Origin of the sequence: Rickettsia asiatica, from assembly GCF_007989425.1 — a bacterium.
Taxonomy (GTDB): Bacteria; Pseudomonadota; Alphaproteobacteria; order Rickettsiales; family Rickettsiaceae; genus Rickettsia; species Rickettsia helvetica.
In genome coordinates this window covers 1,014,278-1,035,467 of the sequence record NZ_AP019563.1, presented here as the reverse complement: position 1 = coordinate 1,035,467, position 21,190 = coordinate 1,014,278, and the positions used below count along the sequence as shown (strand labels likewise).

The following is a 21,190-nucleotide window of genomic DNA, read 5'->3' as shown; positions in this document are numbered from 1 at the left end:
CAATAGCAATAGCAGGAATCCATTGATAATAATAAGGCAACAACTTGATGAAGAATATAAAAACCTTTTGTGGGTTCAAGTTGGATATTTAGCTCTTGGGGCTGAAACAGGTAACAAAAAATATGATGAGTTAAATAAACGATATCTGGATCTTAATAAAGATAATTTAGGTATAATACAAAGTGTTATACAAGCAGTCGGGAATGCTCCTAGTGCATTGCAATTTACATGGGAGGCTTCTCAAGTTTTACCTGATCTTGCACTGGAGCTTAATAACCTCAGAAAAGCGAGAAGTGCTACCACTAAGTGTAGGTTCTATTGAAGCCGGTTGCAAGATGATAGCAGATGCAGAATCGCTTATAAAAAAATGTGCTTCTGTTTTACATTCCGAAACTATATCCAATAGCTTAAAAGAAACACTTTTACAATCTAAAGTTATCCCATATCTTCTCACGCCTATTTTAAATAAGAGGCTTAGCAAAATAACAAAAAACTTTCAAACTTCCGAAACAGAAAAAATAAATGTATTAGATAAAATAAGTCCTAAATGTATCAGAGAATTATCTACACTAGGAGTAGATTTAATATCTAAAGCACTAGAAAGCGATTTAAACCCAAAAGTACAAGAAATATATAAGAATATTAAACAAAAAAACGAGTCATCTCAAGGTGTTATATTAAAAAATATACATGACATTATTACTTCAGACAAAGTAAAACCCCTTCTTAATCACGTTTAGTACAATTTTTAAAAAATCCTGATAATCAAAAGGGATTAGTTCAGATTACAGAAAATATAATAAATAATAAAGCACAAAAAATCGCTAAACCTGAATTAATTGCAAATACAGTAGCACTACTTGCAAATTCTAGCGAAAAATTAATTGAAAGTACTCCTTCAGCTATAAAAGCTTATAGTCAGCTTAAAGAAAATCAGCGTTGGGCTAAAATTAACCTAAATATGGAAAGATTAGATATTGAAACTAAAAAAGAGTTATTAAAAGGCAAAAAACCTCAAATAGTAGAGTTAGTTGAAAATGCTAAAAAAATTATTGATAATTTATCTCCTGTTTTAGAAAAAGAATTACCACAATATTTAGATGGTAATAAACAGGGTATATTAGATGTTTTAAAACATCCTAAAGTAACGGAAAGAATAGAATCAAAAGGAAAGATCCGGAGTTTATACAATAAGGTACTAGATGCATCTACGCCTTTTTTAAAAGATGCTCTGCCGTCAATTACTAAACTTGCTAGCCATGCTCTTTCCGATAGCGATAAAGTTGCCGATATAATACAAAAATTTCAGTTAATTAAGTCACTTCCAAAGGAAGAGCAATCAAAAGAAGAAAAGGTAAAAGAGGTAAAGGAATTGATTAGTACTTTGATACAAATTAAAAACCATAATCCGGAAATAAGCAAAATAATTGAAAAAGATCTTCCTGAACTATTAACAAAACATGCAAGTAGTTTAGGACCTGTTGTAGATGAGTTTTTAAACAAAACACCCTAAGGGTCAAAAATTAAAATTAGACGGTGAAAAATTAGTAAAGATAGCCGGTAAACATGCACCTGAATTAATTAAAATTGCCGATAAATTTAGCAAACATGAATACGGTAAAATTATAGTGCCGGCGTTAAAATTATTATCAGATCCAAAAGTTCTAGGAGTAGTAGCAGAAACTATAGTTAATTTAGGAAAAAGTAAATTTAGTAAAGATAAAGAAGCGGTAGGACCGCATACAAGTAAGGTATTAGAAGAAAGACAAAGAGAGATAGGAAAATCCATTAGAGGAGCATAGAAAAATCTTGCTATTATTTGATTAAAATTATATTGTAAATTCAAAGTATCATTATGAAATTACAAGGATGAAGCACCATAATGCCGGGAATAATACATATAAAAAAACAAGAAAATAACTGTAAGGGGCATAGAGAATCTAGTTTACAAGTTATTTAAACCCGTTTTTTTCCAAATTCTTGGATTAAAATATCAGCCGGTATATGTAATTCTTTGTGTAACTTTCTAATCATAGATAAAGTTAAAGTTCTTTTTTTATTAAGAATTTCTGATACTCTACTTCGAGATCCTATGCTTTTTTCTAAATCCTTACGAGAAAGCCCTAATTGCTCTAATCTAAAGTTTATAGCTTCAATAGGATCAGGAATATCTATTTTATAATGCTTATTTTCATAATCTTCTACTAATAAAGATAATATTTCTAGTTTCTCTGCTTCTGCTGAATTTATAGGTACATATAATAGCTTATCAATTTCTTTCAAAACATCATTATATTCTTCTGCTGTTTTTATTATATGTAATTCCACTTAAATCTCCTTAACATTAATTTTATCATACTCTGCATGAGTTCCCACAAACCTTATATATACAATTTGAAGGTCGTATCTTATATGTGTAATAAGCCTATATTTATTTCCTGATATATTAAATATAATTCTATTGTTATTAATTATGCTACAGCTTGGAAACAATAATTTTATTTCGTTTGGAGTTGTAAAATTTTCTTTTTTAAAAATTTGATACCAAACTTTTAAAGGTTGTTCGGAATTAGCATATCCCTGTTCCCAAAAATCTTTAAGTTTTTTAATTGAAATAATTCTCATGAAAAATAATCATACCATGATCCCAAAAGGGGAGCAAGTGAAATTTAATTTTAAACTACACATAAGGATTTTTAGTTTTCACGTAAGTGAATCTAATAGGAACGCCCGGCATGTCAAACGCCTCACGCATATTATTTACTAGATAGCGAGTATAGCTATCGGTAATTTTTTCCGGATTATTAGAGAATAATTTGAAAGTAGGCGGGCGAGTTTTGGTTTGAGTCATATATTTTACACGCACTCGTCTACCGCCTTTTTGTAGAGGCAAGGGATGTGCTTCCGTAGTAAAATTAAGCCATTTATTTAATTTGCTAGTAGTTATTTTCTTATTCCAAATTTTATAAATTTTTAGGCAAGCATCTAGCACTTGTTCAATATTTTGTTTATTTATCGCTGAAATGAATAGAACGGGGACACCTTTAACCTGAGGCAGATGAGTATTTATCTGATAATAAAATTCTTCCTGAAATGCTTCTTTTTCGGATTCTTTAACTAAATCCCATTTATTCACTACTATAACTATACTTCTTCCCTCATTTACCACATGGCTTGCAATATTTAAATCTTGCTGTTTTAAAGGGGCTAAAGCATCAATCATTAAGATTACGGTATTAGCAAATTTAATACTGTTAATAGCATCTGATGCCGATAATTTTTCTAAAGACTCTGTAATAGTAGATTTTTTACGGAGTCCTGCTGTATCGATTAATTTAATATGATTATTTTTATATTGCCAATCAATTTCAATTGATTCACGAGTAATACCTGCTTCAGGACCGGTTAATAATCTTTCATCATTAATAAGAGCGTTTATAAAAGTAGATTTTCCGGCATTAGGTCTGCCGCTAACTACTATCTGCAAACAATCTCCTTTAATTGGATCGGCTATATTTGTCTCGATTGATTCTTCTTCAGGTAACTTGGCAATAATCTCGTCATATAAATCAATTAAGCCTGTGCCATGCTCGGCAGAGATAGCCACCATACTATCAAACCCTAATTTGTAGTACTCTTTATCAAAATCAAAAGCTTTCTCGCATTTATTAACTACCAATATAGCAGGCTTATTATATTTTCTAACAAAGCTACCAAGTAGCTTATCATCAGGTAATATTCCGCTTCTACCGTCAACCATAAAGCAAATTAAATCTGCCTCTAAAATTGCTTTAGTAGTCTGTTCCATTAACCTCTCTCCCATACTATCAGGATTCTCTTCAAGTCCTGGGGTATCAATTAACAAAAATTCAAAAGAGCTGATTTTGCCATCTGTATATTTTCTATCCCTAGTGACGCCTGGCAAATCGTGAACGATAGCTTTTTTACGTATGCTTAATCTATTGAAAAGCGTTGATTTACCTACATTCGGACGACCAACTAAAGTAATGATTTTCTTAGTCATTATTAATATATTATTATGGTTAAGAGAACTAATAATGCCCCGATAAAACCTACTATATTTGCTATTATAATAGGTGTATTTTTTATTAATATGCCGTATATAAGCCAACTACAAAGAGCAATAGCACTTATAGTAAAGGCGGGCATAGAAACGGAAGCCGAAGATTTGCAGGTGAACATCTTATGAGCCTGTACATAAAACATAAAGTTGCCGATTGTACCGACAATCGTCATATATTTTTCGTAAAATTTCATGAATTTTGGAGACATATATTTATTTTTGTTCTTAAAAAGCGGTTTAGGTCATTCTCGTAGGTATTGTTCACATGGATCAAAAAACGCGTTCGGTGTCATACCGTGGCTTGACCACGGTATCCAGAAAAACAACTTAAAACACTAATAATTTTAGTATTTTTACTGGACCCCGTGATCAAGTCACGGGGTGACAGAGGTTAGCAATTACCGGTATATGATCCGAAGGTTTTTCTCGAGTCCTTAAATTATAATCCATATAGCAATTTTCTAAATAGTCAATAGTATTATTACAACCAAGGATCATATCAATCCTCATACCTTTATTTTGTTCAAAACATCCGGCTCTATAATCCCACCATGAAAATTCTTGTTTACTCGGATGCATCAATCTGTATAAATCCTCAAATCCGGAATTTAAGATAGTTCGTAATTTTTTTTGTTCAACCTCAGTAAAACAAGTAGTCTCAGCTAATGCTTTAGGCGAATATACGTCGATATCAAACGGTGCAATATTGAAATCACCGCCGATAATAGTTTTTTCGTCAAAAGATTTTTTAGTTGATAGATAATTGATAAAGCTATCATAAAATGCTAGTTTTGTAGCAAATTTATCGCTACCGACAAATGAACCATTAGGAGCATAGAGCGAGATTATATTACAAAACCCGATAGGTAACGATAATTTTATTTCTAAGAATCTCGCTTGATCGCTACAGTAATTATTCGGAAAATCCTTAATTATTTCATCAACGGGAAATTTTGAAATTATAGCCACGCCGTTATATGATTTTTGTCCGTGGACATAAAAATTATAAGGTAGATCGGATAATTCATCAAAAGGAAATTTATCGATTTCGCATTTTATTTCTTGCAATAATAAAATATCCGGATTTGCATTAGATAAAAAATTACGCAATAAATTAAGTCTTGTTTTTATGGAATTAATGTTCCAAGTAGCTATCTTCATGTTTGTTGTTCTATGTTTGTGTTTTCATTACGGAATCGCCATTCAAGAAAACCAAAATGATAAACCAAGAGATTAGTGATGAATGCTCCGGAAATTACTATAATCATCGAATATTTTATTGTGTTATAATCCGGATTAGCACCGTACATATCTAATAATACGCTAAAGGCTACGCCCCATAATATAGTTATTTCTATACTAAGCCCTCTCGGTATTCTTTTAATTGAATTTTCTTTCACAATAAAATCTCTAACTATTGCTCCGCCGTTAGCCGTAATAAAAGCAAAAAACGGGCCCCAAAAACCTAGAGGTTCAATTTTATGAATAATAACCATTGCAACTCCTATGATTATAAAAGTTGCCTGTCCGAATGAATCACAAATTGCTACTATATTATTTAATGATTGTTCTAAATAATTATCTTCGGCAATCTGTTTATTATAATAGCTGAATAATTTAATAACGGTAAAACTAAGCAAAACTACTATAAATACGTAATAGAAATAAGAAGGAGTAAAATTAAAGTTTAAATGTCCGGTATCATGGTTTACTATTAAGTCGAGTATTATACAGCTACTGACGGACGGTAATATCGCAAATAAAAATGTACCGAATAAAGTACTGTTTTTTCTGCTACTCAAAATAATTCCCGAAAAAGCAAAAGCAAGGCAACCAAGTAAGCCTATAATATGACACCAACGAGAATCTATAGATTTAGGTAATAGAATATGATATATATATGTCTTAATAATTTTTTTATATTCGTTACTTGCAAGAAAATCATCTATCGCAAAATTGAATTGTTCAACTATGTTTAAAGATACGGTTTTTTTGCTGAACATCAAATATATAGAAGTTTTGATATTTAAAGGAACTTCTACTATTCTTCTGTCTATTGCTCTTCCGAGTATATTAACGGAACCGACTATTCTATTACTAATAAAACCGTCAATTTCTTTCTTGACTATTCCGTTTACTAATTCCATATCATTTTGATATATTTTAATTATATCCTCATTTTTCTCATTATATAAAAACGCCGTAAATTTAGGATCTCCGTATACGGTACCTTTCACTATCCCTAATTGAAGATTCAATAGACGTATTTGTGCCATTAGTTCGTTAACATTTTGAAAATTTAATTTCTTAGCAAGCGGCTCAATAATAAATAATGATAGTTCTTCTAGACGATACGGTTTTGAAAAGTGAGCATAGTTACTTCTCTCAGCGGTATAAGTAGCTCCTGCTGCCATATCGGCAGCACCGTTTTGAATATCTAATTGATCGTGATACCAACTATCTTGATTGTACTCAATATTGATACCTATTTTTTTAGCAATAGCATTAATGAATTCTATATCCATACCGGAAACGTTAGTATGATTATTTGAAGTAGTAACTAAATATTGATAAGGCTCATTTGTATACCATGCATTTGTTAAAGTCTTTTTATCAGCTACTCCTTCACATTCTAAAGTTGTTTGTTGCTTGTTTGTATCTATGCTTAAAGCATAAAAATTTTTAAAAATGAGGAGTATAAAAATAAAAAGTTTTAAAATTTTCATGGTCTGTATTTTTTTAGAATTAAAATGTCATTCCGTGGCAATATTTTATCGTCATTGCAAGAAGACGTTGTTACGTGGATACCACCCCGTCATTGCGAGCAGTCGTAGACTGCGTGGCAATCTCATGAAATAATAACAAACTCCTGAGATTGCTTTGTCAATTGCTATGTAATTTCCTCGCAATGACGAAAAAACCGATCCACGCAACAAAGCCCCTAATCACGAACTACTTTAATTTCGCCATCAGAAAATTTAATATTAAAAATTTTTTCATTTGCAGCAGCAATTTTAGAAGATAAAAAATTACCCGTTTCTCCTTTAACTATAGCAAAACCTCGTTTTAATACGTTATGATAATCAAGGCTTGCAAGTAACGTGCTATTTAATTCTAATTTATACTCAAAGTTTTTCAAAGTATTATTTGCCGATTTTGATAGATAAGCTGTTTGATGTGTTAATTCTAATGTTTTGTAATTGATTATTTTAGCAGGGTTAACTCTTTCTTTAGAAAAAGATTTAAGCTTTGTTTCTTGTAGTTCAATAAAGCACGGTAAAGCATCTAATAAATTAAAACCGGTTTCGTCCAGTAATTGCTGCCTATTATTTATATAGTGAGAGAGATATCTGTGTATTTTATCGTAATTTACTATATTTTGTTCATGATACTTAATTAACCGGCTAGTATTATTCAATAATACTTTTTCATAAGATTGTAGAGTATTATTTAAAATAGATCGTACCGGTACGGCAAATTCTGCGGCAGCAGTAGGTGTTGGAGCCCTTTTATCGGCTGCTAAATCTATTAAAGTATAATCCACTTCATGACCTACTGCGGAAATAATAGGAATTTTTGAGTTATAAGCGGCATGTACTAATATCTCATCGTTAAATGACCAAAGATCTTCTATAGAACCGCCGCCTCTAGCAACAATTATGACATTTGGTTTATTTGCCTCTTCTAAATTATTAAATCCTTCAATTGCTTCAGCAATTTCATTGCCGGAATTTTCGCCTTGTACGCTAACCGGCCATATTATTATCCGAGTCGGAAAACGTTCGCGAATACGATGAATAATATCTTTAATAACAGCACCGGTTATTGAAGTGATAACGCCTATTTTATCAGGTAAAAAAGGTATAGGAATACGTATTTTATTAAATAAACCTTCTTTTTCTAAACGAGCTTTACGCTCGTTTAGAATTTGCAGCATAGCTCCAAGCCCTGCGGGCTGTAAATTATCTACTGATAATTGATAACGTGAATTACCTGCATAACTTGAGAGTTTACCGCTAATTACTACTTCCATGCCTTCATTTAAAGGAAATTTGATTTTAGCAAGAATAGAACGCCAGCAAGTACAAGCTAAAATAGCAGTATTTTCTTTTAAGTTAAAATAAGCATGACCTGAGCTTGCTATTTTTAAACCTGAAATTTCTCCTTTTACCTTAATATAGCCAAAATTATTTTCTAATAATTCTTTAATTTTATTAGAAATCTCGCTAACTGAAAACTCTTTGATTGCTTGATTCACAATGAAATTGTCTAGCATTTTATTAGTACTTGGTTTTTTAAGCTGAGAGTAGCACATTATTTGTCATTGCGAGGAGAAACTATAAGTTTCGATGAAGCAATCTCAGGAGTTTATCCTACTTCATGAGATTGCCACGTCGATGCTATGCATCTCCTCGCAATGACGATTATCATCTCCATAGAGAATAACCTTGCACTGCAAAAGAGCAAGCAAAATTTTTTATTATTTGATATATTATTAATAGCTTGCTATTATTTTTTACTATTGAATTTTAGATAACATAATAAATGCGACTAATATACCTAATTATTATCGTAGTATTTCCTCTAGCTAGTTTTACTCAACCGTTTAAACAAAATCAAAGCATTAAAATAAATAATCTAATTGCTGATTTTGTAGAGTATAACGAAAGTCAGGATTTGATATATGCTAAAGGCAATATAAAAATTATCACGGATGAGTATTTATTAACGGCAGATAATTTACTTTATGATATAGAAAACGATATTTTATGGGCAGAAGGTAATATCCGAATTAAGGATAAACAAAACAGAATAATAGAGGGTGATAAAGCAGTTTTAAAAGACGAATTTAAGAAAGGGATCATATCGGAATTCATTTTACTTTCCGGTGATAATAATCTTTTAATTGCTAAACTTGCCGAAAGAATAGATGAAAATAATCTTAAGCTGCACCATGCCGAATTTACCCCTTGCGATGTTGCTTGTAATAGAAACCCTATTTGGCAAATTGCTGCTAAGGATACTTATATTCATTCCGAAGAGCATAGAGTAGTTTATAAAAACGTGTTTTTTGAAGTATATGGCGTACCGATTTTTTACTTACCGTATTTTTTCCATCCGACTCCTACGGCTCCTGCAACTTCCGGATTATTAGTGCCAGACGTAAAAAACAAAGGGTTTGGTATACCTCTATATTTACGTGCAAAACCTAATATGGATTTTACTCTCACTCCAAGAATTTTTAGTAAATATCAAACTTATAAGCTAGAAGCACGTTATCGCCCTAATGATACCGATAATATGAATTTTCAAGGTAGTGACGGTAAATTACCGTATTTTCTAGAAAAAGACGGAAGTGTAGTGAAAAATAAAAAAGTTTCTTCTTATCATTATATAGCAAGCGGTAATTTTATTAGTACCAATAAAGTTTATGATTACGGTTTCAGGGTGGAACGTACATCGGATAAAGCTTATTTAAAAAATTATTATAATAACTACGCTTCATATTTAACTTCTAAAATATTCTTAAATAAAATTCATGAGGCTGATTATTTTTCGGCGGAAGGATTAAGTTTTCAAGGCTTAGGTAGTAATGATAGTAAGTATACCGATCCGTTAGTATTACCGAAAATCAATACAAAAAATGTGATAAATTTGAATGATAACGACAACAGCCATATCGTTGTTGAAAATAATACGTTAATGTACAAAGAAAGAATAGGAAAACAACTTGCTAGAACCTCTTTGCAATTATCCTTTATGCATAATGTGCTGACTTCTTCAGGGCAAATTTTTGATTTTGTAGCAAAAGATAGAGGCGATTTTTATCTTGCTAGACGGGCTTATTTAGATAAGCCGAAAGAAAGTAAATCATTTCAAAGGAATATACCGGAATTGCAAACTTTATGGCGTTATCCGTTAGTAGGTAATATAACAAAAACGATAAATTTACTTATTGAGCCGGTAGTTTCTTTTACTATGGGACGTAAACTATCTAAGAAAGATAAAAAATTTGTTATAATTGATCCTGCTAAATATGAATTATCCGAAAAAAATATCTTTTTATCAAATCGTTATAGCGGTATTGATTGCCATGATTTCGGTAATAGATTAAGTTACGGCTTAAATACTAGTATTGCTAAAGAAGCAAATTATTTAAAATTATTTTTAGGACAGTCGCGTAATACAAGATATAGTATAGATTTGCCGGCTGATGATACGGAAAATGTAGGGCAGATCCTAGGTAATCTTTCTAATAATTTAGAAGTGTTTTATAGCTTTCGAAAAGATAGATATTTCAGACCTATTAGAGATGAAGTAGGAGGAAATCTTAACTATGATAAAATTAACTTTTTAGGTAGTTTTATTCAGCTTACCAATCTTAAAAAATATTATTCCGTAGAAAGTATAAAGGTTTCAAATAATAGAGTGCGACAATTTTATGGAGACATAAATTATCAGCTAGCGGAAAATTGGACTATAGGTTTTGGTGCACGCATTGATCTCTCTAGACGATCTCCAAATTTACTTACTCGAACTATTAGGGTGACATATGCTAAAGATTGTGTTAGAATTACTGCAAAGATTTATTCCGATTATCTAGCCGACGGAAGTAGAGGAATCAAAAAAACTACTTCTTCACCGACTATTTCTATTGGTTTAAAAGTTTTAAACATGTGAGTATACTCGTTTAATTTGAAAAATTGGCTACGTCGTCTTATAAGATCTGTGGTGCTCACGTACTAAATGTACGCTTCGCTCCTCGCCTTATAGACCGATTACTCTTTTCCAAATTAAACTTCATCTACTTACTGTTCACTTATTCAGAGTATCATATGAGAAAATTATTATTAATCATTACCGTTTTTTTTACTTTTAATGTAGCACAAGCATCATTACCGAATATAGTAGCATCCGTAAATGATGAACCTATTACTCTTAATGAGTTCCGTGCTAGAAAAAAAATGATTATGGCACTAAATAATTTTGAAAGTCTAACGCCTGCTCAAGATAAGCAGCTAAGTGACTTAGCAATCAAGAGCTTAATTGACGAATCTTTGCTTTTTCAATATGCCGGAGATAGAGAAATTCCGCAAGAAGAGATAGATAACGCCATTAAATCTATTGAAGATCGTAATAAAATGCCTCACGGTTCTCTTCTTCAGTATCTGAAAAGCAGATCAGTTAATCCTGATAGTTTTATTTCCCAAATTAAATCCGAGTTGATTAAAATGAATATTTTATCAAGTCTATCAAGATCGGTACAAGTAAGTAATAAAGAAATAGATGTCGCAATTTTATCTAGCGATCAAAAAGACGTAGAAATTTCAATGCAAGTATTTACATCTAAAGATAGTGGCAATAAAGCGTTTACGCAGATGAATAATTTGAAAAATCGATTAAAAAAATGCACCGACGTCAAAAAATCGCTTTATGGTAATTTTGCTACTATGCAAATTATTACCGATAAGCTTAGCAAGATAGAAGGTGTAAAACAAACTATTGTAAAGGACTTAACTCCTGATAAAGCAAGTAATGTATTTGAAGTAAATAACAAATTTGAAATAATATTAGTGTGCAGCAAAAAAATCTTAAATGTTAATGAAGATGAAAATAATTATGTAGTAAACTTCCTAACTAATAAAAAGATTTCGCAAAAAGCACAAAAAATGTTTGAAAATATGCGTAAAAAGGCAGCTATAAAGATAATGTTGCCATCTTAATTATAAGGTCTGTCATACCGTGGCTTGACCACGGTATCCAGCAAAAAATTAAAAAAGACTGGATCCCGCGATCAAGTCGCGGGATGACAAAATCGGCTTTTACCAATATCAAAGCTTAAAACCCCATATTCTCATGCTCCCTTCAATTGCAAAACATGCAGCATCTCATCAAATTAATCCTCTTAAAAAGCACGGACAAAATTTTATTTTTGACAGTAGTTTATGTGATAAAATTGTGCGTGCGAGTAATCTTGCAGAAAATAGCCGAGTATTAGAAATAGGACCCGGCACAGGAGGGTTAACTAGGTCAATATTGCAAAAAAAACCTGAATCCTTAACTGTTATAGAAACAGATGAGAGATGTATTCCATTACTTAATGATATTAAAGAATATTATCCTAATCTAAATATTATTAAACAAGATGCTCTTAAAATAAATTTAACCGATTTAAGCTATGATATAGTCACTTCAGTTGGATTTGCATACAAGAAGCGAGGAGCGAAGCCTATACCTAATAGGAGAGCGACGAGTAACGATATAGGCGAGTCCAAATCAATTGACTACAAAGTAACTATAATTTCTAATTTACCGTATCACATAGGTACTGAGTTAGTGATTAGATGGCTGAAAGAAGCACGACTAATTACTAATATGACGCTAATGTTACAAAAGGAAGTAGTAGAACGTATTTGTGCTATGCCGTCAACTAAAGCATATGGCAGGTTATCAGTAATATGTCAGTTAATAGCTAAAGTGGAAAAATGCTTTGATGTAGCACCGACTGCTTTCTATCCACCTCCTAAAGTATATTCTGCGATAGTTAAACTAATACCTTTAGAAAATCCGCCATCTATTACTCTGATAAATAAAGTTGAGCAAATAACAAAGCTTGCTTTTGCAGGACGACGGAAAATGATCACATCATCACTGAAAAACCTTGTACCTAATCTACATGAAGTATTGACTCAGTTGAAAATCAATGATAATTATCGTGCTGAAAATCTTACTCCTCAAGATTATTTGAGAATTGCTGAAATATTATAAGCTTGCATCATGCAGCTTTATCTAACTTTTTTGCTTCTGCTTCGTGCTGTAGTTTATATTCTGTTGCTTTTTCTTCTATATAGTTAAAAAAGAAATAACAAAATGTCAAAAAGCTAGTTAAAATGATTGCAAACGTTATTAATATTAACTTAAGTTCTTTTTTAGAGTTTTCAGCTTTGAATCGCTTTTCCTCCTCTTCATCAATTATAAACTCAGGTAATATATTTGATGCTTCTTCTTTATTTTCCATGCGTTACCATATCTTAAATTTATTAAAAATTAATGATAGAGTTTAAATATCATTTAAGTAAATTATGAAAAGATACTTAAAATAAGTCAACAATTTTTAATCATTAGTTGTGATTTAATATAAATGACTAGTGCTTTTTAAAATAATTTTCTAATAGACAGTTTTAAAATTCAAAATTTTTAACTAAGATATTATTTATAAATTCTGAAATTAGTTATTCTTCTTTCTTGAGTTTCTGATTTTGTTTTTGGGAAATCTACATTATCTTAGCCAAGTGTATGAAAGTGTTTAAGCTTTCTTCATCGTCTTTGGTCATTATATAAGGTACATATAAGCATTTGATGTGTTTTGTCCGATATTTTATTTTTCTCTAAAAACGCATATAATTTATGAGTATTGTTATGTTCATCTTGTATACTAAACGCTTTATTTACTACAACTGATTTATCGGATTTTGACATAAAATCATCAATAAAATAGTTTAAAGAATCTCTAAATAATTTGCTTAATTGCTCATCATTTTCAAGTTCTTCATGTGATAACGATCTTGCGGTTTTCAACTTAAAATATGATTTAATCATTTCAAGAGCAGAATATCTATCGCAGTTATTATTAAGAATTTTATATAACATTTTTTTATTAAAATATGCAGGTATTATTTTTAAATCCTTATTAATAATTTGCTGTTTGTAATAAGATAACTGGCGTATAAAAACGATAACAGTAGCTGTAAGGCCTGCAACTAAGATAGAGTATAAATTTAGTGATTGAAAAAGCATATTTTTAATATATTTAATTATAACTACCAACGATAGTATAGTATTTTTTGCTTTTCAATCTAAAAATGAACCATTGTTGTATATTACTTATTTTTTTCTTTCAATTAGTTTATTTATCACATATTTATTATGCCACTAATAGAACATGAGATTTATATAAATTAACTTTCAACTCAACTAATCGATTTTCATATCTATGACAAGAAAGTTATTAAAAAATAAATTTTCAAAATCTTATTAATTTTTGCTTAAAAATATATTAAAATATAGGAAAATAAAGAAGTTGAACATCCATTAATACAAATAAATAAGCAGCAAGAAAAGGGACCATTTGATATTATTGGTGATGTACATGGTTGTTTTGATGAGTTAAAAAACTTATTAGAAAAGCTCGGTTATAGAATTAAAAAAGGTAATAAATATATTATTACTCATCCTCAAGGAAGACAAATTATTTTCGTAGGGGATTTAGTAGATCGAGGTCCAAACTCACCGGAGGTATTATGCTTAGTAATGGATAGTGTTTCCTCATCTATTGCCTTTTGCGTTAACGGTAACCATGATGACAAACTAAAATGAAAACTTCAGGGATGAAATGTTGTTATTGCTCATGGACTTCAGGAAACACTTGAGCAATTAGAAAACGAGCCGGCAGAATTTAAAGCATCTGTTCTTGAATTTTTAGAAAGTTGAGGTAGCTATTACATATTAGACGATAAAAAATTAGCAGTAGCACATGCCGGCATTAAAGAAAAAGATCTAGGGCGTAGTTCTGAGCGAATAAGTAAATTTTGTATGTATGGTGCAACCAACGGTGAAATTGATGAGTTTAGTTTACCGCTTCGTTATCCGTGGGACCAAGAATATCAAGGAAATACGCTGATTGTTTATGGGCATACCCCTGTTTGTGAAGCACAGTGGCTTAATAATACTATAAATATTGATACAGGATGTGTATTTGGAGGTAAACTTACTGCACTTCGTTATCCGGAAAAAGAATTAGTCTCTGTAGATGCTGCAAAAATTTATTGTAAACCAATCAAACCATTGAAGAAATAATTAGATTATGGATTCACAAATAGTATATAAGCAGCTACAGAGAAATTAAAAGAAATCAATATAAAACCCCCAAATCAAGTAAGCTATGCATGGAATGATCTACCAAATATTATAAAGATAATAAAGAAAAAATAAATATGTATAAGATAGTTCAAATAAAATTTGGCTATCATTATAATTGTAAATATTGTTCATAAGTCCGAGTACAACCGACTAAATCATAACTACCATTAACAGGTGAGGGTAATATATCACTCTTAACTAATTGCTGAATCTTGTGAGTAGTTAAGCCTTACGTCTGTTATTTTATGGCAGATATAGTTCACTTTGAATTAGATTTTTGCATATCTAATATTTCTTGCTTTTTTTCTTTTGCTTCTAAGTCATCAGGATTTAATTCTAATACCTTATTGTATGAACTCAATGCTAAATCGAATTTACCTAATTTTTCTAATATAGTAGCGTAATTAAAATATATATTAGGGTATGTAGGATTCAATTTTATAGCTTTCGAAAAAGCTTCTAAAGCTAAATTATATTCTCCTAATTCTAATAGAAGATTACCTTTTTATCATAAAAAGCTCCAAATAATTAGAGTTTGACTCTATTGCTTTATCGTATGCTTTCAGTGTTAACTCATATTTCCCAAGCTTTTTTAACATTGCTCCTTGGTTAATATAACCTCCAAATTCATTTGGATTTAATTCAATTTCCTTATTAAATGCTTTAAGAGCAAGTTCATATTCTTCTAAAGATATTAGTATAGTACCGTAATTATTATAAATTTCGGAATCGTCAATATCTCCGTCAAGTACTTTATTAAATAATTCAACCGCTAACGTATGGTAGCCTAGTACATAAAAAATAACTCCCTTATAAAAATACGCAGTAAAATAATCAGGCTTTAGTTCTATGGCTTTATTATACGCTTCAACTGCTAGCTCATATTTTCCTAGTTGATGCAAGGTAAGACCTTTATTCTAATATGCATTATAATAATCAGGGTTAAGTTTTATAGCTATATTATATGCTTCAAGTGCTGATTCATATTTGTTAAGTGCCTAAAATGACGTCCCTTGATTAATATAAAATTCAAAATTTTTTGGATCTAATTCTATAGCTTTCTCGTAAGAAAGGAGTGATAACTCATATTTTCCTAACTGATATAATATTATACCTCGAGCAAAATATGCTAATGCATCGTTAGGGTTTAATTTTATTGCTTCATCATATTTTGCAAGCTCTTTTTCGTAATTATTGATATTACTCTCAAGAGTTTGAGGTTTATTATTAAAAAATGATATTTTAGGTAAATAATTACGAAAGCATATAACTAGAACAATAAGAATAAGCAAACTAATCAGTAGCTTATAATACATATTAACATTTACAATTTATTAAAATGTTAATTATACTATATAAACTAATTATTAAAAAGAAAGTATTATGGAACTACTAATACGAAATGTGAAACTATTATATTTCGCTTTTTGTTGCTACTGGTTAACTTCAAATCCCTATATAGCTAGGGATGGTGTGATAGCAAGAGGAGGGGTAGCCAAAATATCTAAAGAAGCCCATATAAACAGACAACATATATATAAAATGCTATCTAGTAAAGGTAATCCAAGTTTCGACAATATCGGTTCTTTATTAAATACTCTAGGGCTGCAGTTGAAAGTCGAGACTTATGCGTTTTAATTTTAATGGTACTCCCTAGCAGATGATTTTAGACAAAATTATAAAATGCGTGTTATTATTATCTGCTTAGCAAATTATAATTTAAAACCTTGAAAGGTTAATGTACGATTTGCTAACCGCAACAAGCCATAGAACACAAATAAGCAATACTTTTATTATGCAATAAAATTTATCAGAATTAGCTAATTGTTTTGAATAGCATTGAATATATAATACAGAGAACCTTAAACTCTGCTTTGTCCTAATTTTTTAAGCTGTGTATTTTTCAAGGATTGTTATTGTAAAATATCCTTTTTATTTGTTAATCTAGTACTTACCATTCCTACTGGAATTGTTTTTGCAGTAGCTGAAGCTTTTTGTAATGTTTCTTTGAGTAGGTTGCTAAAGCCAGTATTTTCTTTTTGATTGTTTTTTGAAAGTTTTTGCTGTATCACTCAGGTATATGGCTAAATCCTGCCTCGTGTTTCTGCTGGTTTTCTAAAGCTTTCTCTAAGTTAACCTTGTGGCTAGAGCCAACGGTTGCAATTACATTATATCCTTTTACTGCGAACTTCATTAATCACGTCAGTCATGTATTGTTCACGATTTTCATTATATAAAGCAGAATCTTTTGTATGCTCTAAATTCCTACCTTCTAAACTAATCACTTTAATTCCATTTTCTTTGGCGGCTTTATATAAAAGTGCATCTTGAAATGTCAGGGTATTTTCTAGCTTTTCAGGAAGTTTTAAAGGATTATTAGGATTTTTCTCGTTATGCTCTAATATATTTGCTATCTTAATTATATCTTTCATCCCCTGATTTTCACCATACTGCTTACACTCAATAGCTATTACTGTATTTTTGTCAATCTTTCCTGCTTGAATTTCTGTAATCAAAGTCTGATTATTGCTTCCATGTTCTGTTGAATGATCGTGCTCTGCTCTAACCTTTACAGTACCGATTTTTTCAGCTTCTACAGATTTTTTAGCATCGATTGCTTTGATATCTATATTTGCTGTAATCGCTGCTTCTCTATCAAGCTTGCTGAGCAGCTCTTGGTTATCGTTTACAGCAGCAAGATGATCATTTAAATTGTATTTTCCCTTTTCGTTTAGCTCTTCTTGAGGCACAAAATGTGTGATGTTTTCTTTTTCGGTACGAGTGAGATGTTGATTACCAAGATCAGAAGATGGTTGTTCAGAAGCTTTTTAAAGATTAGTGGCTTCTTGCTGTTTTTTAATAAACTCAATCGCCGCTGCTTGCCGTTCTAGGCTAAATTTGGAGAATTAAGCTAGAAATTCATCAAAAGATGGTTCTTTTAGCTTTTGTGCCTCTGCAAGATCTTTCTTAAGTTGAACATTTTCTAATTGGCGTACCTCAATTTTTTGTGTAGCATCCTCTAACATTTTATTTTTTTCTAGAGATTGAGTAAGCTTATCGCCGAGGTCGCTGTATTTAGCACCAAGATCGGTGTATTTATCGCCAAGCTTATTGTGTGTAGCGATAAGTTTGTGATGTTCACCGACGAGGCTGTTATATTTATTGATAGCTCTTCGTGTTTAGTGTCGAGTGCATTGTATTTATCGACGAGTCCGTCGTATTGATCAGCAAACCCATTGTGTTTAGCACCAAGTTCGTTATGTTTAGCAAGAAGTCCCTTGTACCTATCCAAAAGTCCGTTGTATTTTTATTGTAGCTCTCTACTTCAAGCTCTGCCTTATCTGCTTGAGCTTTTAATAGATGAAGCTTTTGAGTATGTAGATTATTGTTTTTGCCTAGATTCTGCTGTTGTAAATACTTCTCATAAGCTCTAATATATCCCGCTAAATCATAATTGCCGGCTATCGGTTTTGGTAATATATCGTTTTTTACTAATTGCTGAATCCTACGAGTAGTTAATCCTAATGCTTTAGCTATGTTGGATAGTTTGTGATTGGTAATGTTCACTATTTTAGTAATTTTTTAACTTTTTTGTTTTTAGGTAATAAGTAGTTTTCGGTAGAAATGACTTTTTTACCGATTTCGCTTTCCAACGCTACTCTAGCTTTTTTAGCTATTCCTCCTCCTATTTTACCGGCAATTTTATTTTCTTCTATTCCTGTTGCATTATTAGTTTCTACTACTTGACGAGTAGATAATTCAGCAAGAGCAGTGAATATCAATTCTGCTTCGTTCATGTGATCACGTAAATTTTGATTTTTCAAACCTTTTATATTTTTATGCTCTTTAATGCTTAACCCCCCTGCCCACTCTTGATGAATAATATTAGTTAATATGGTAAAGTCATTTCTTTTGTTACTTCATGATTTTTCCAATAGTCAGTTAGCTTATTTCGTGTTTCTTGTCCCATAATACGTTGTTGAATCCATTTCTCGCTACGACCGTGTCGTTTCCAGTTTTCTCATGCTCTATCAATGGATTTTTCCGGGTCAGAAACTTCCTTGATTCTCTCATAACCGACTTTAGCAAGCCATTATTTAAACGGTTCTGCTTTCAGGGAAGGGACAGACTGAATAATACGCAGTAAGGATTCCGTATTTGCACAGTCTGTTTGATAACGCTTGCCATCGCTACTTAGAAGTTTCAGCTGTACGATTTTTTCGTACAACTCAATAAATCCTTCATTTTCTGACAATTATCTCTTTAAATCCGACCAATATCGACGTGGGGTAGTACTATCAGTTAACGCTCCTACTACATCAACTACTGAAAACCACCATTCGTTATTATGAAAAATTCTTCTGATATCTTTATTTTTAAAAGTTACTAGCTTATTTAGTTCGTGGCTATTATTCATTATAATTACGGTCTTATATTAATTTTTATGAATTATATATATTCTAAATAAATTTTACAACTAATATTAGAAATAAAAATATCTATAGTAAAAAGTAACTAATGATTTATGAAATGGCAAGATGTCATATTTCGCTTTCTGCTCTTATTGATCAACTCAAAACTCCTATATTTATAAGCTTTTTATGCTTTCAATTCTCAAAACGAAGAGAAATGCATTAAAAATTCCTATCGCTAGGGGAGGTATGGGGTAGGCGTTACCCGCTGTTAAAAGGCTAGCAAGTACCTTTTATGTTATTTAGCCGTGTCTAATGCATGGTTAAAACTCTCTGTAAATAGAATAAGGTCTTTTTGTGCCTCCTTCTTCTTGAATACTTGCAAAGTGAGCTTTGCTATAAACAGCAGAGCTATGTTTATATTTATCAGCAAACTCTACTTTAATGTTTGTTCTTTATCTTCTATCCTACCAATTTCTGCTATTATTAAAGATGTGTGGAATGGCTTTGTAAATTTGTGAACATCACCAAATATCTTATCACGGTGTAAGCTATTAACAAAATATTATTGGCAGTACTTGGTGTATTTGAAGCATCCGAGTTTATTAAAATTAGTACTTATTCGGTGATAAAAAACGGCATAGTACTAGGGCATTTAAATAATGAAGAGCATGATTTTATAGCTAAAGCTACGATTTTTGCTGAAAAATATGGATTTGATGAATAGAAAAGATTTGAATCAATATATGATAGAGCTGAACCAGGCAATTAATATCACTTAATATTGAAACCTGAAAAGCTTGACTTTATGCTGCATCCGCCGTTTGATACACTCGTGAATTTGCCCAAAAATGGCGAATGGTACCCGCGGCCGGACTTGAACCGGCAAGAGCTTACGCTCCACGGATTTTAAGTCCGTTATGTCTACCATTCCATCACGCGGGCAAGATCAGTGTACAGTATATTATATACTATTTAATTCGCGGTGAAAGATTAATAAAAAAAATATAAAAAAGCAAGCACTTTTATCGTTAATATATTAGTCTGATATGAAAAAGTTATTAAACCCCTTTAAAATAGTTAGTTTACTCATTAATTTATTAGATAATTAACTTAAATAGTGACAAAATAGTAATAATATGATAGATTAGTTTCAGAAAGTAATACTTTCTCTTGCATGTTATTGACATGTTTATTGACAAATGCCGCAAGGTAAGGTAGTTTTGCATAATGAATTTTTATCAGCTCTTATATTTAAGTGAGGCTTAAAGTAAAATTTAAGTTTTAGTTATTATAAGCGTGTGTTAAGTTCAAATAAGTAATTTCTATCTAATAAAGGTTTTTATGGCTACAAATATAGTAGGTAAAGTTAAGTGGTATAATTCTACGAAGAATTTTGGATTTATTGAACAGGAAAATGGCGGCAAAGATGTGTTTGTACACAAATCAGCCGTAGACGCTGCAGGTTTACATAGCCTTGAAGAAGGACAAGATGTAATTTTTGATCTTGAAGAAAAGCAAGGAAAAGCCTATGCTGTTAACCTCAGAATTAAATAAGTATATTTATAATACCAAAAGCAGCTATCCAAAATTGTTTATAATTTAGGGTAGCCTAGTCATCTTTATCAAAATAGTAAATGCTTTGTTTTTGTCTTATAATAACCTATATAATTTTAAGTATAATAAATTATTTTTACTAAAGGGCATGAAAATGCCCTAAATATAATAATATTATTCTGGCTTGAATAAGATTCTAAAATAGTTTCATTATTCA

General features: G+C 31.1%; 26 protein-coding genes, 1 tRNA gene and 4 pseudogenes. 12 read left to right on the top strand and 19 right to left on the bottom strand.

The features are described 5' to 3' along the window. The first annotated feature begins 22 nt into the window (after positions 1–22). The 4 genes from RAS_RS10030 to RAS_RS08710 all read left to right on the top strand — a co-directional run bounded on the left by RAS_RS10030 (position 23) and on the right by RAS_RS08710 (position 1,802). Entirely contained in the window at positions 23–322 is a 300-nt protein-coding gene (locus RAS_RS10030; protein ID WP_232049189.1) for a hypothetical protein, read from the top strand. Next, positions 294–740, top strand: coding sequence for a hypothetical protein (locus RAS_RS10025; RefSeq protein WP_232049188.1), 447 nt, complete (start codon positions 294–296; stop codon positions 738–740). The genes RAS_RS10030 and RAS_RS10025 overlap by 29 nt, the downstream gene beginning before the upstream one ends. A 221-nt stretch (positions 741–961) precedes the next feature. Continuing rightward, the gene (locus RAS_RS10020) at positions 962–1,513 is read left to right on the top strand and encodes a hypothetical protein (protein WP_232049187.1); all 552 of its coding nucleotides are present in this window, start codon (positions 962–964) and stop codon (positions 1,511–1,513) included. Between the two features lie 115 nt (positions 1,514–1,628). Then, positions 1,629–1,802: a hypothetical protein gene (locus tag RAS_RS08710; protein ID WP_172616148.1), complete on the top strand. Its 174-nt coding sequence runs from the start codon at positions 1,629–1,631 to the stop codon at positions 1,800–1,802. Positions 1,803–1,956: 154 nt separating this feature from the next. On the opposite strand, the gene RAS_RS06195 is transcribed toward RAS_RS08710, so the two are convergent. The 7 genes from RAS_RS06195 to xseA form a co-directional block, all read right to left on the bottom strand. Beyond that, complete coding sequence (locus RAS_RS06195) at positions 1,957–2,328, bottom strand: helix-turn-helix domain-containing protein (protein ID WP_147143266.1); 372 nt, start codon at positions 2,326–2,328, stop codon at positions 1,957–1,959. After that, positions 2,329–2,625, bottom strand: a complete 297-nt coding sequence (locus tag RAS_RS06190) for a type II toxin-antitoxin system HigB family toxin (protein ID WP_147143263.1) — start codon at positions 2,623–2,625, stop codon at positions 2,329–2,331. 55 nt (positions 2,626–2,680) lie between these two features. Further along, complete coding sequence (gene der, locus RAS_RS06185) at positions 2,681–4,024, bottom strand: ribosome biogenesis GTPase Der (protein WP_147143258.1); 1,344 nt, start codon at positions 4,022–4,024, stop codon at positions 2,681–2,683. A 2-nt stretch (positions 4,025–4,026) separates the two neighbouring features. Then, on the bottom strand, positions 4,027–4,293 hold the full coding sequence (locus RAS_RS06180; protein WP_010421579.1) for a SemiSWEET family sugar transporter: 267 nt from the start codon (positions 4,291–4,293) through the stop codon (positions 4,027–4,029). A gap of 160 nt (positions 4,294–4,453) precedes the next feature. After that, the gene (gene xth / locus RAS_RS06170; protein WP_147143256.1) at positions 4,454–5,245 is read right to left on the bottom strand and encodes an exodeoxyribonuclease III; all 792 of its coding nucleotides are present in this window, start codon (positions 5,243–5,245) and stop codon (positions 4,454–4,456) included. Next, positions 5,242–6,810, bottom strand: a complete 1,569-nt coding sequence (locus RAS_RS06165; RefSeq protein WP_147143254.1) for a transporter substrate-binding domain-containing protein — start codon at positions 6,808–6,810, stop codon at positions 5,242–5,244. The genes xth and RAS_RS06165 overlap by 4 nt, the downstream gene beginning before the upstream one ends. 215 nt (positions 6,811–7,025) lie before the next feature. Then, the gene (gene xseA, locus RAS_RS06155; RefSeq protein ID WP_147143249.1) at positions 7,026–8,360 is read right to left on the bottom strand and encodes an exodeoxyribonuclease VII large subunit; all 1,335 of its coding nucleotides are present in this window, start codon (positions 8,358–8,360) and stop codon (positions 7,026–7,028) included. A gap of 269 nt (positions 8,361–8,629) precedes the next feature. Between xseA and RAS_RS06145 the strand changes: the two genes are divergently transcribed. From RAS_RS06145 to rsmA, 3 genes are all read left to right on the top strand, one after another. Continuing rightward, on the top strand, positions 8,630–10,765 hold the full coding sequence (locus tag RAS_RS06145) for an LPS-assembly protein LptD (RefSeq protein ID WP_147143246.1): 2,136 nt from the start codon (positions 8,630–8,632) through the stop codon (positions 10,763–10,765). A gap of 155 nt (positions 10,766–10,920) precedes the next feature. Further along, positions 10,921–11,808, top strand: a complete 888-nt coding sequence (locus tag RAS_RS06140; protein ID WP_147144112.1) for a SurA N-terminal domain-containing protein — start codon at positions 10,921–10,923, stop codon at positions 11,806–11,808. A gap of 133 nt (positions 11,809–11,941) precedes the next feature. Beyond that, positions 11,942–12,853 (top strand): 16S rRNA (adenine(1518)-N(6)/adenine(1519)-N(6))-dimethyltransferase RsmA, encoded by a 912-nt coding sequence (rsmA, locus tag RAS_RS06130; protein WP_147143244.1) that lies wholly within the window; start codon positions 11,942–11,944, stop codon positions 12,851–12,853. 7 nt (positions 12,854–12,860) lie between these two features. On the opposite strand, the gene RAS_RS06125 is transcribed toward rsmA, so the two are convergent. Together RAS_RS06125 and RAS_RS06120 are read right to left on the bottom strand one after the other, a co-directional pair. Further along, positions 12,861–13,103 carry an RP671a family tick cell line-upregulated protein gene (locus RAS_RS06125; RefSeq protein WP_147143240.1) on the bottom strand — a complete coding sequence of 81 codons (243 nt, stop codon included), beginning with the start codon at positions 13,101–13,103 and terminating at the stop codon, positions 12,861–12,863. Positions 13,104–13,359: 256 nt separating this feature from the next. Then, positions 13,360–13,912 (bottom strand): annotated as a pseudogene (locus RAS_RS06120) (hypothetical protein). Between the two features lie 267 nt (positions 13,913–14,179). Between RAS_RS06120 and RAS_RS11150 the strand changes: the two are divergent. Both RAS_RS11150 and RAS_RS09055 read left to right on the top strand, forming a co-directional pair. Then, positions 14,180–14,461 (top strand): metallophosphoesterase, encoded by a 282-nt coding sequence (locus tag RAS_RS11150; RefSeq protein ID WP_197734687.1) that lies wholly within the window; start codon positions 14,180–14,182, stop codon positions 14,459–14,461. A gap of 216 nt (positions 14,462–14,677) precedes the next feature. Further along, the gene (locus RAS_RS09055; RefSeq protein ID WP_197734670.1) at positions 14,678–14,941 is read left to right on the top strand and encodes a bis(5'-nucleosyl)-tetraphosphatase PrpE; all 264 of its coding nucleotides are present in this window, start codon (positions 14,678–14,680) and stop codon (positions 14,939–14,941) included. Between the two features lie 322 nt (positions 14,942–15,263). Here the strand turns inward: RAS_RS09055 and RAS_RS06110 are convergent. The 4 genes and pseudogenes from RAS_RS06110 to RAS_RS10010 all read right to left on the bottom strand — a co-directional run. Beyond that, a pseudogene (locus tag RAS_RS06110) lies at positions 15,264–15,485 on the bottom strand (tetratricopeptide repeat protein); the annotation flags it as partial. 16 nt (positions 15,486–15,501) lie between these two features. Continuing rightward, a pseudogene (locus RAS_RS11145) lies at positions 15,502–15,909 on the bottom strand (tetratricopeptide repeat protein); the annotation flags it as partial. Positions 15,910–15,921: 12 nt separating this feature from the next. Then, positions 15,922–15,990 (bottom strand): annotated as a pseudogene (locus RAS_RS10780) (tetratricopeptide repeat protein); the annotation flags it as partial. Between the two features lie 12 nt (positions 15,991–16,002). Then, positions 16,003–16,296: a tetratricopeptide repeat protein gene (locus tag RAS_RS10010; protein WP_232049184.1), complete on the bottom strand. Its 294-nt coding sequence runs from the start codon at positions 16,294–16,296 to the stop codon at positions 16,003–16,005. Between the two features lie 91 nt (positions 16,297–16,387). On the opposite strand from RAS_RS10010, the gene RAS_RS06100 reads away from it, so the two are divergent. Continuing rightward, on the top strand, positions 16,388–16,642 hold the full coding sequence (locus RAS_RS06100) for a helix-turn-helix domain-containing transcriptional regulator (protein WP_232049183.1): 255 nt from the start codon (positions 16,388–16,390) through the stop codon (positions 16,640–16,642). A gap of 275 nt (positions 16,643–16,917) precedes the next feature. On the opposite strand, the gene RAS_RS08705 is transcribed toward RAS_RS06100, so the two are convergent. From RAS_RS08705 to RAS_RS08700, 5 genes are all read right to left on the bottom strand, one after another. Continuing rightward, complete coding sequence (locus RAS_RS08705; RefSeq protein ID WP_172616147.1) at positions 16,918–17,076, bottom strand: hypothetical protein; 159 nt, start codon at positions 17,074–17,076, stop codon at positions 16,918–16,920. A gap of 96 nt (positions 17,077–17,172) precedes the next feature. Further along, on the bottom strand, positions 17,173–17,754 hold the full coding sequence (locus RAS_RS09050; RefSeq protein ID WP_197734669.1) for a hypothetical protein: 582 nt from the start codon (positions 17,752–17,754) through the stop codon (positions 17,173–17,175). Positions 17,755–18,163: 409 nt separating this feature from the next. After that, positions 18,164–18,571, bottom strand: a complete 408-nt coding sequence (locus RAS_RS06090) for a hypothetical protein (protein WP_147143234.1) — start codon at positions 18,569–18,571, stop codon at positions 18,164–18,166. After that, entirely contained in the window at positions 18,571–18,828 is a 258-nt protein-coding gene (locus RAS_RS06085) for a hypothetical protein (RefSeq protein ID WP_147143232.1), read from the bottom strand. The genes RAS_RS06090 and RAS_RS06085 overlap by 1 nt, the downstream gene beginning before the upstream one ends. Before the next feature lie 431 nt (positions 18,829–19,259). Further along, positions 19,260–19,421: a BRO-N domain-containing protein gene (locus RAS_RS08700; RefSeq protein ID WP_172616146.1), complete on the bottom strand. Its 162-nt coding sequence runs from the start codon at positions 19,419–19,421 to the stop codon at positions 19,260–19,262. A 563-nt stretch (positions 19,422–19,984) separates the two neighbouring features. Between RAS_RS08700 and RAS_RS08695 the strand changes: the two genes are divergently transcribed. Beyond that, entirely contained in the window at positions 19,985–20,143 is a 159-nt protein-coding gene (locus tag RAS_RS08695; protein WP_172616145.1) for a hypothetical protein, read from the top strand. 132 nt (positions 20,144–20,275) lie between these two features. Here the strand turns inward: RAS_RS08695 and RAS_RS06070 are convergent. Next, a tRNA-Leu gene (locus RAS_RS06070) sits at positions 20,276–20,361 on the bottom strand. A 399-nt stretch (positions 20,362–20,760) separates the two neighbouring features. Between RAS_RS06070 and RAS_RS06060 the strand changes: the two genes are divergently transcribed. After that, positions 20,761–20,973 (top strand): cold-shock protein, encoded by a 213-nt coding sequence (locus RAS_RS06060; RefSeq protein WP_008579233.1) that lies wholly within the window; start codon positions 20,761–20,763, stop codon positions 20,971–20,973. The last annotated feature ends 217 nt before the right edge of the window (positions 20,974–21,190 follow it).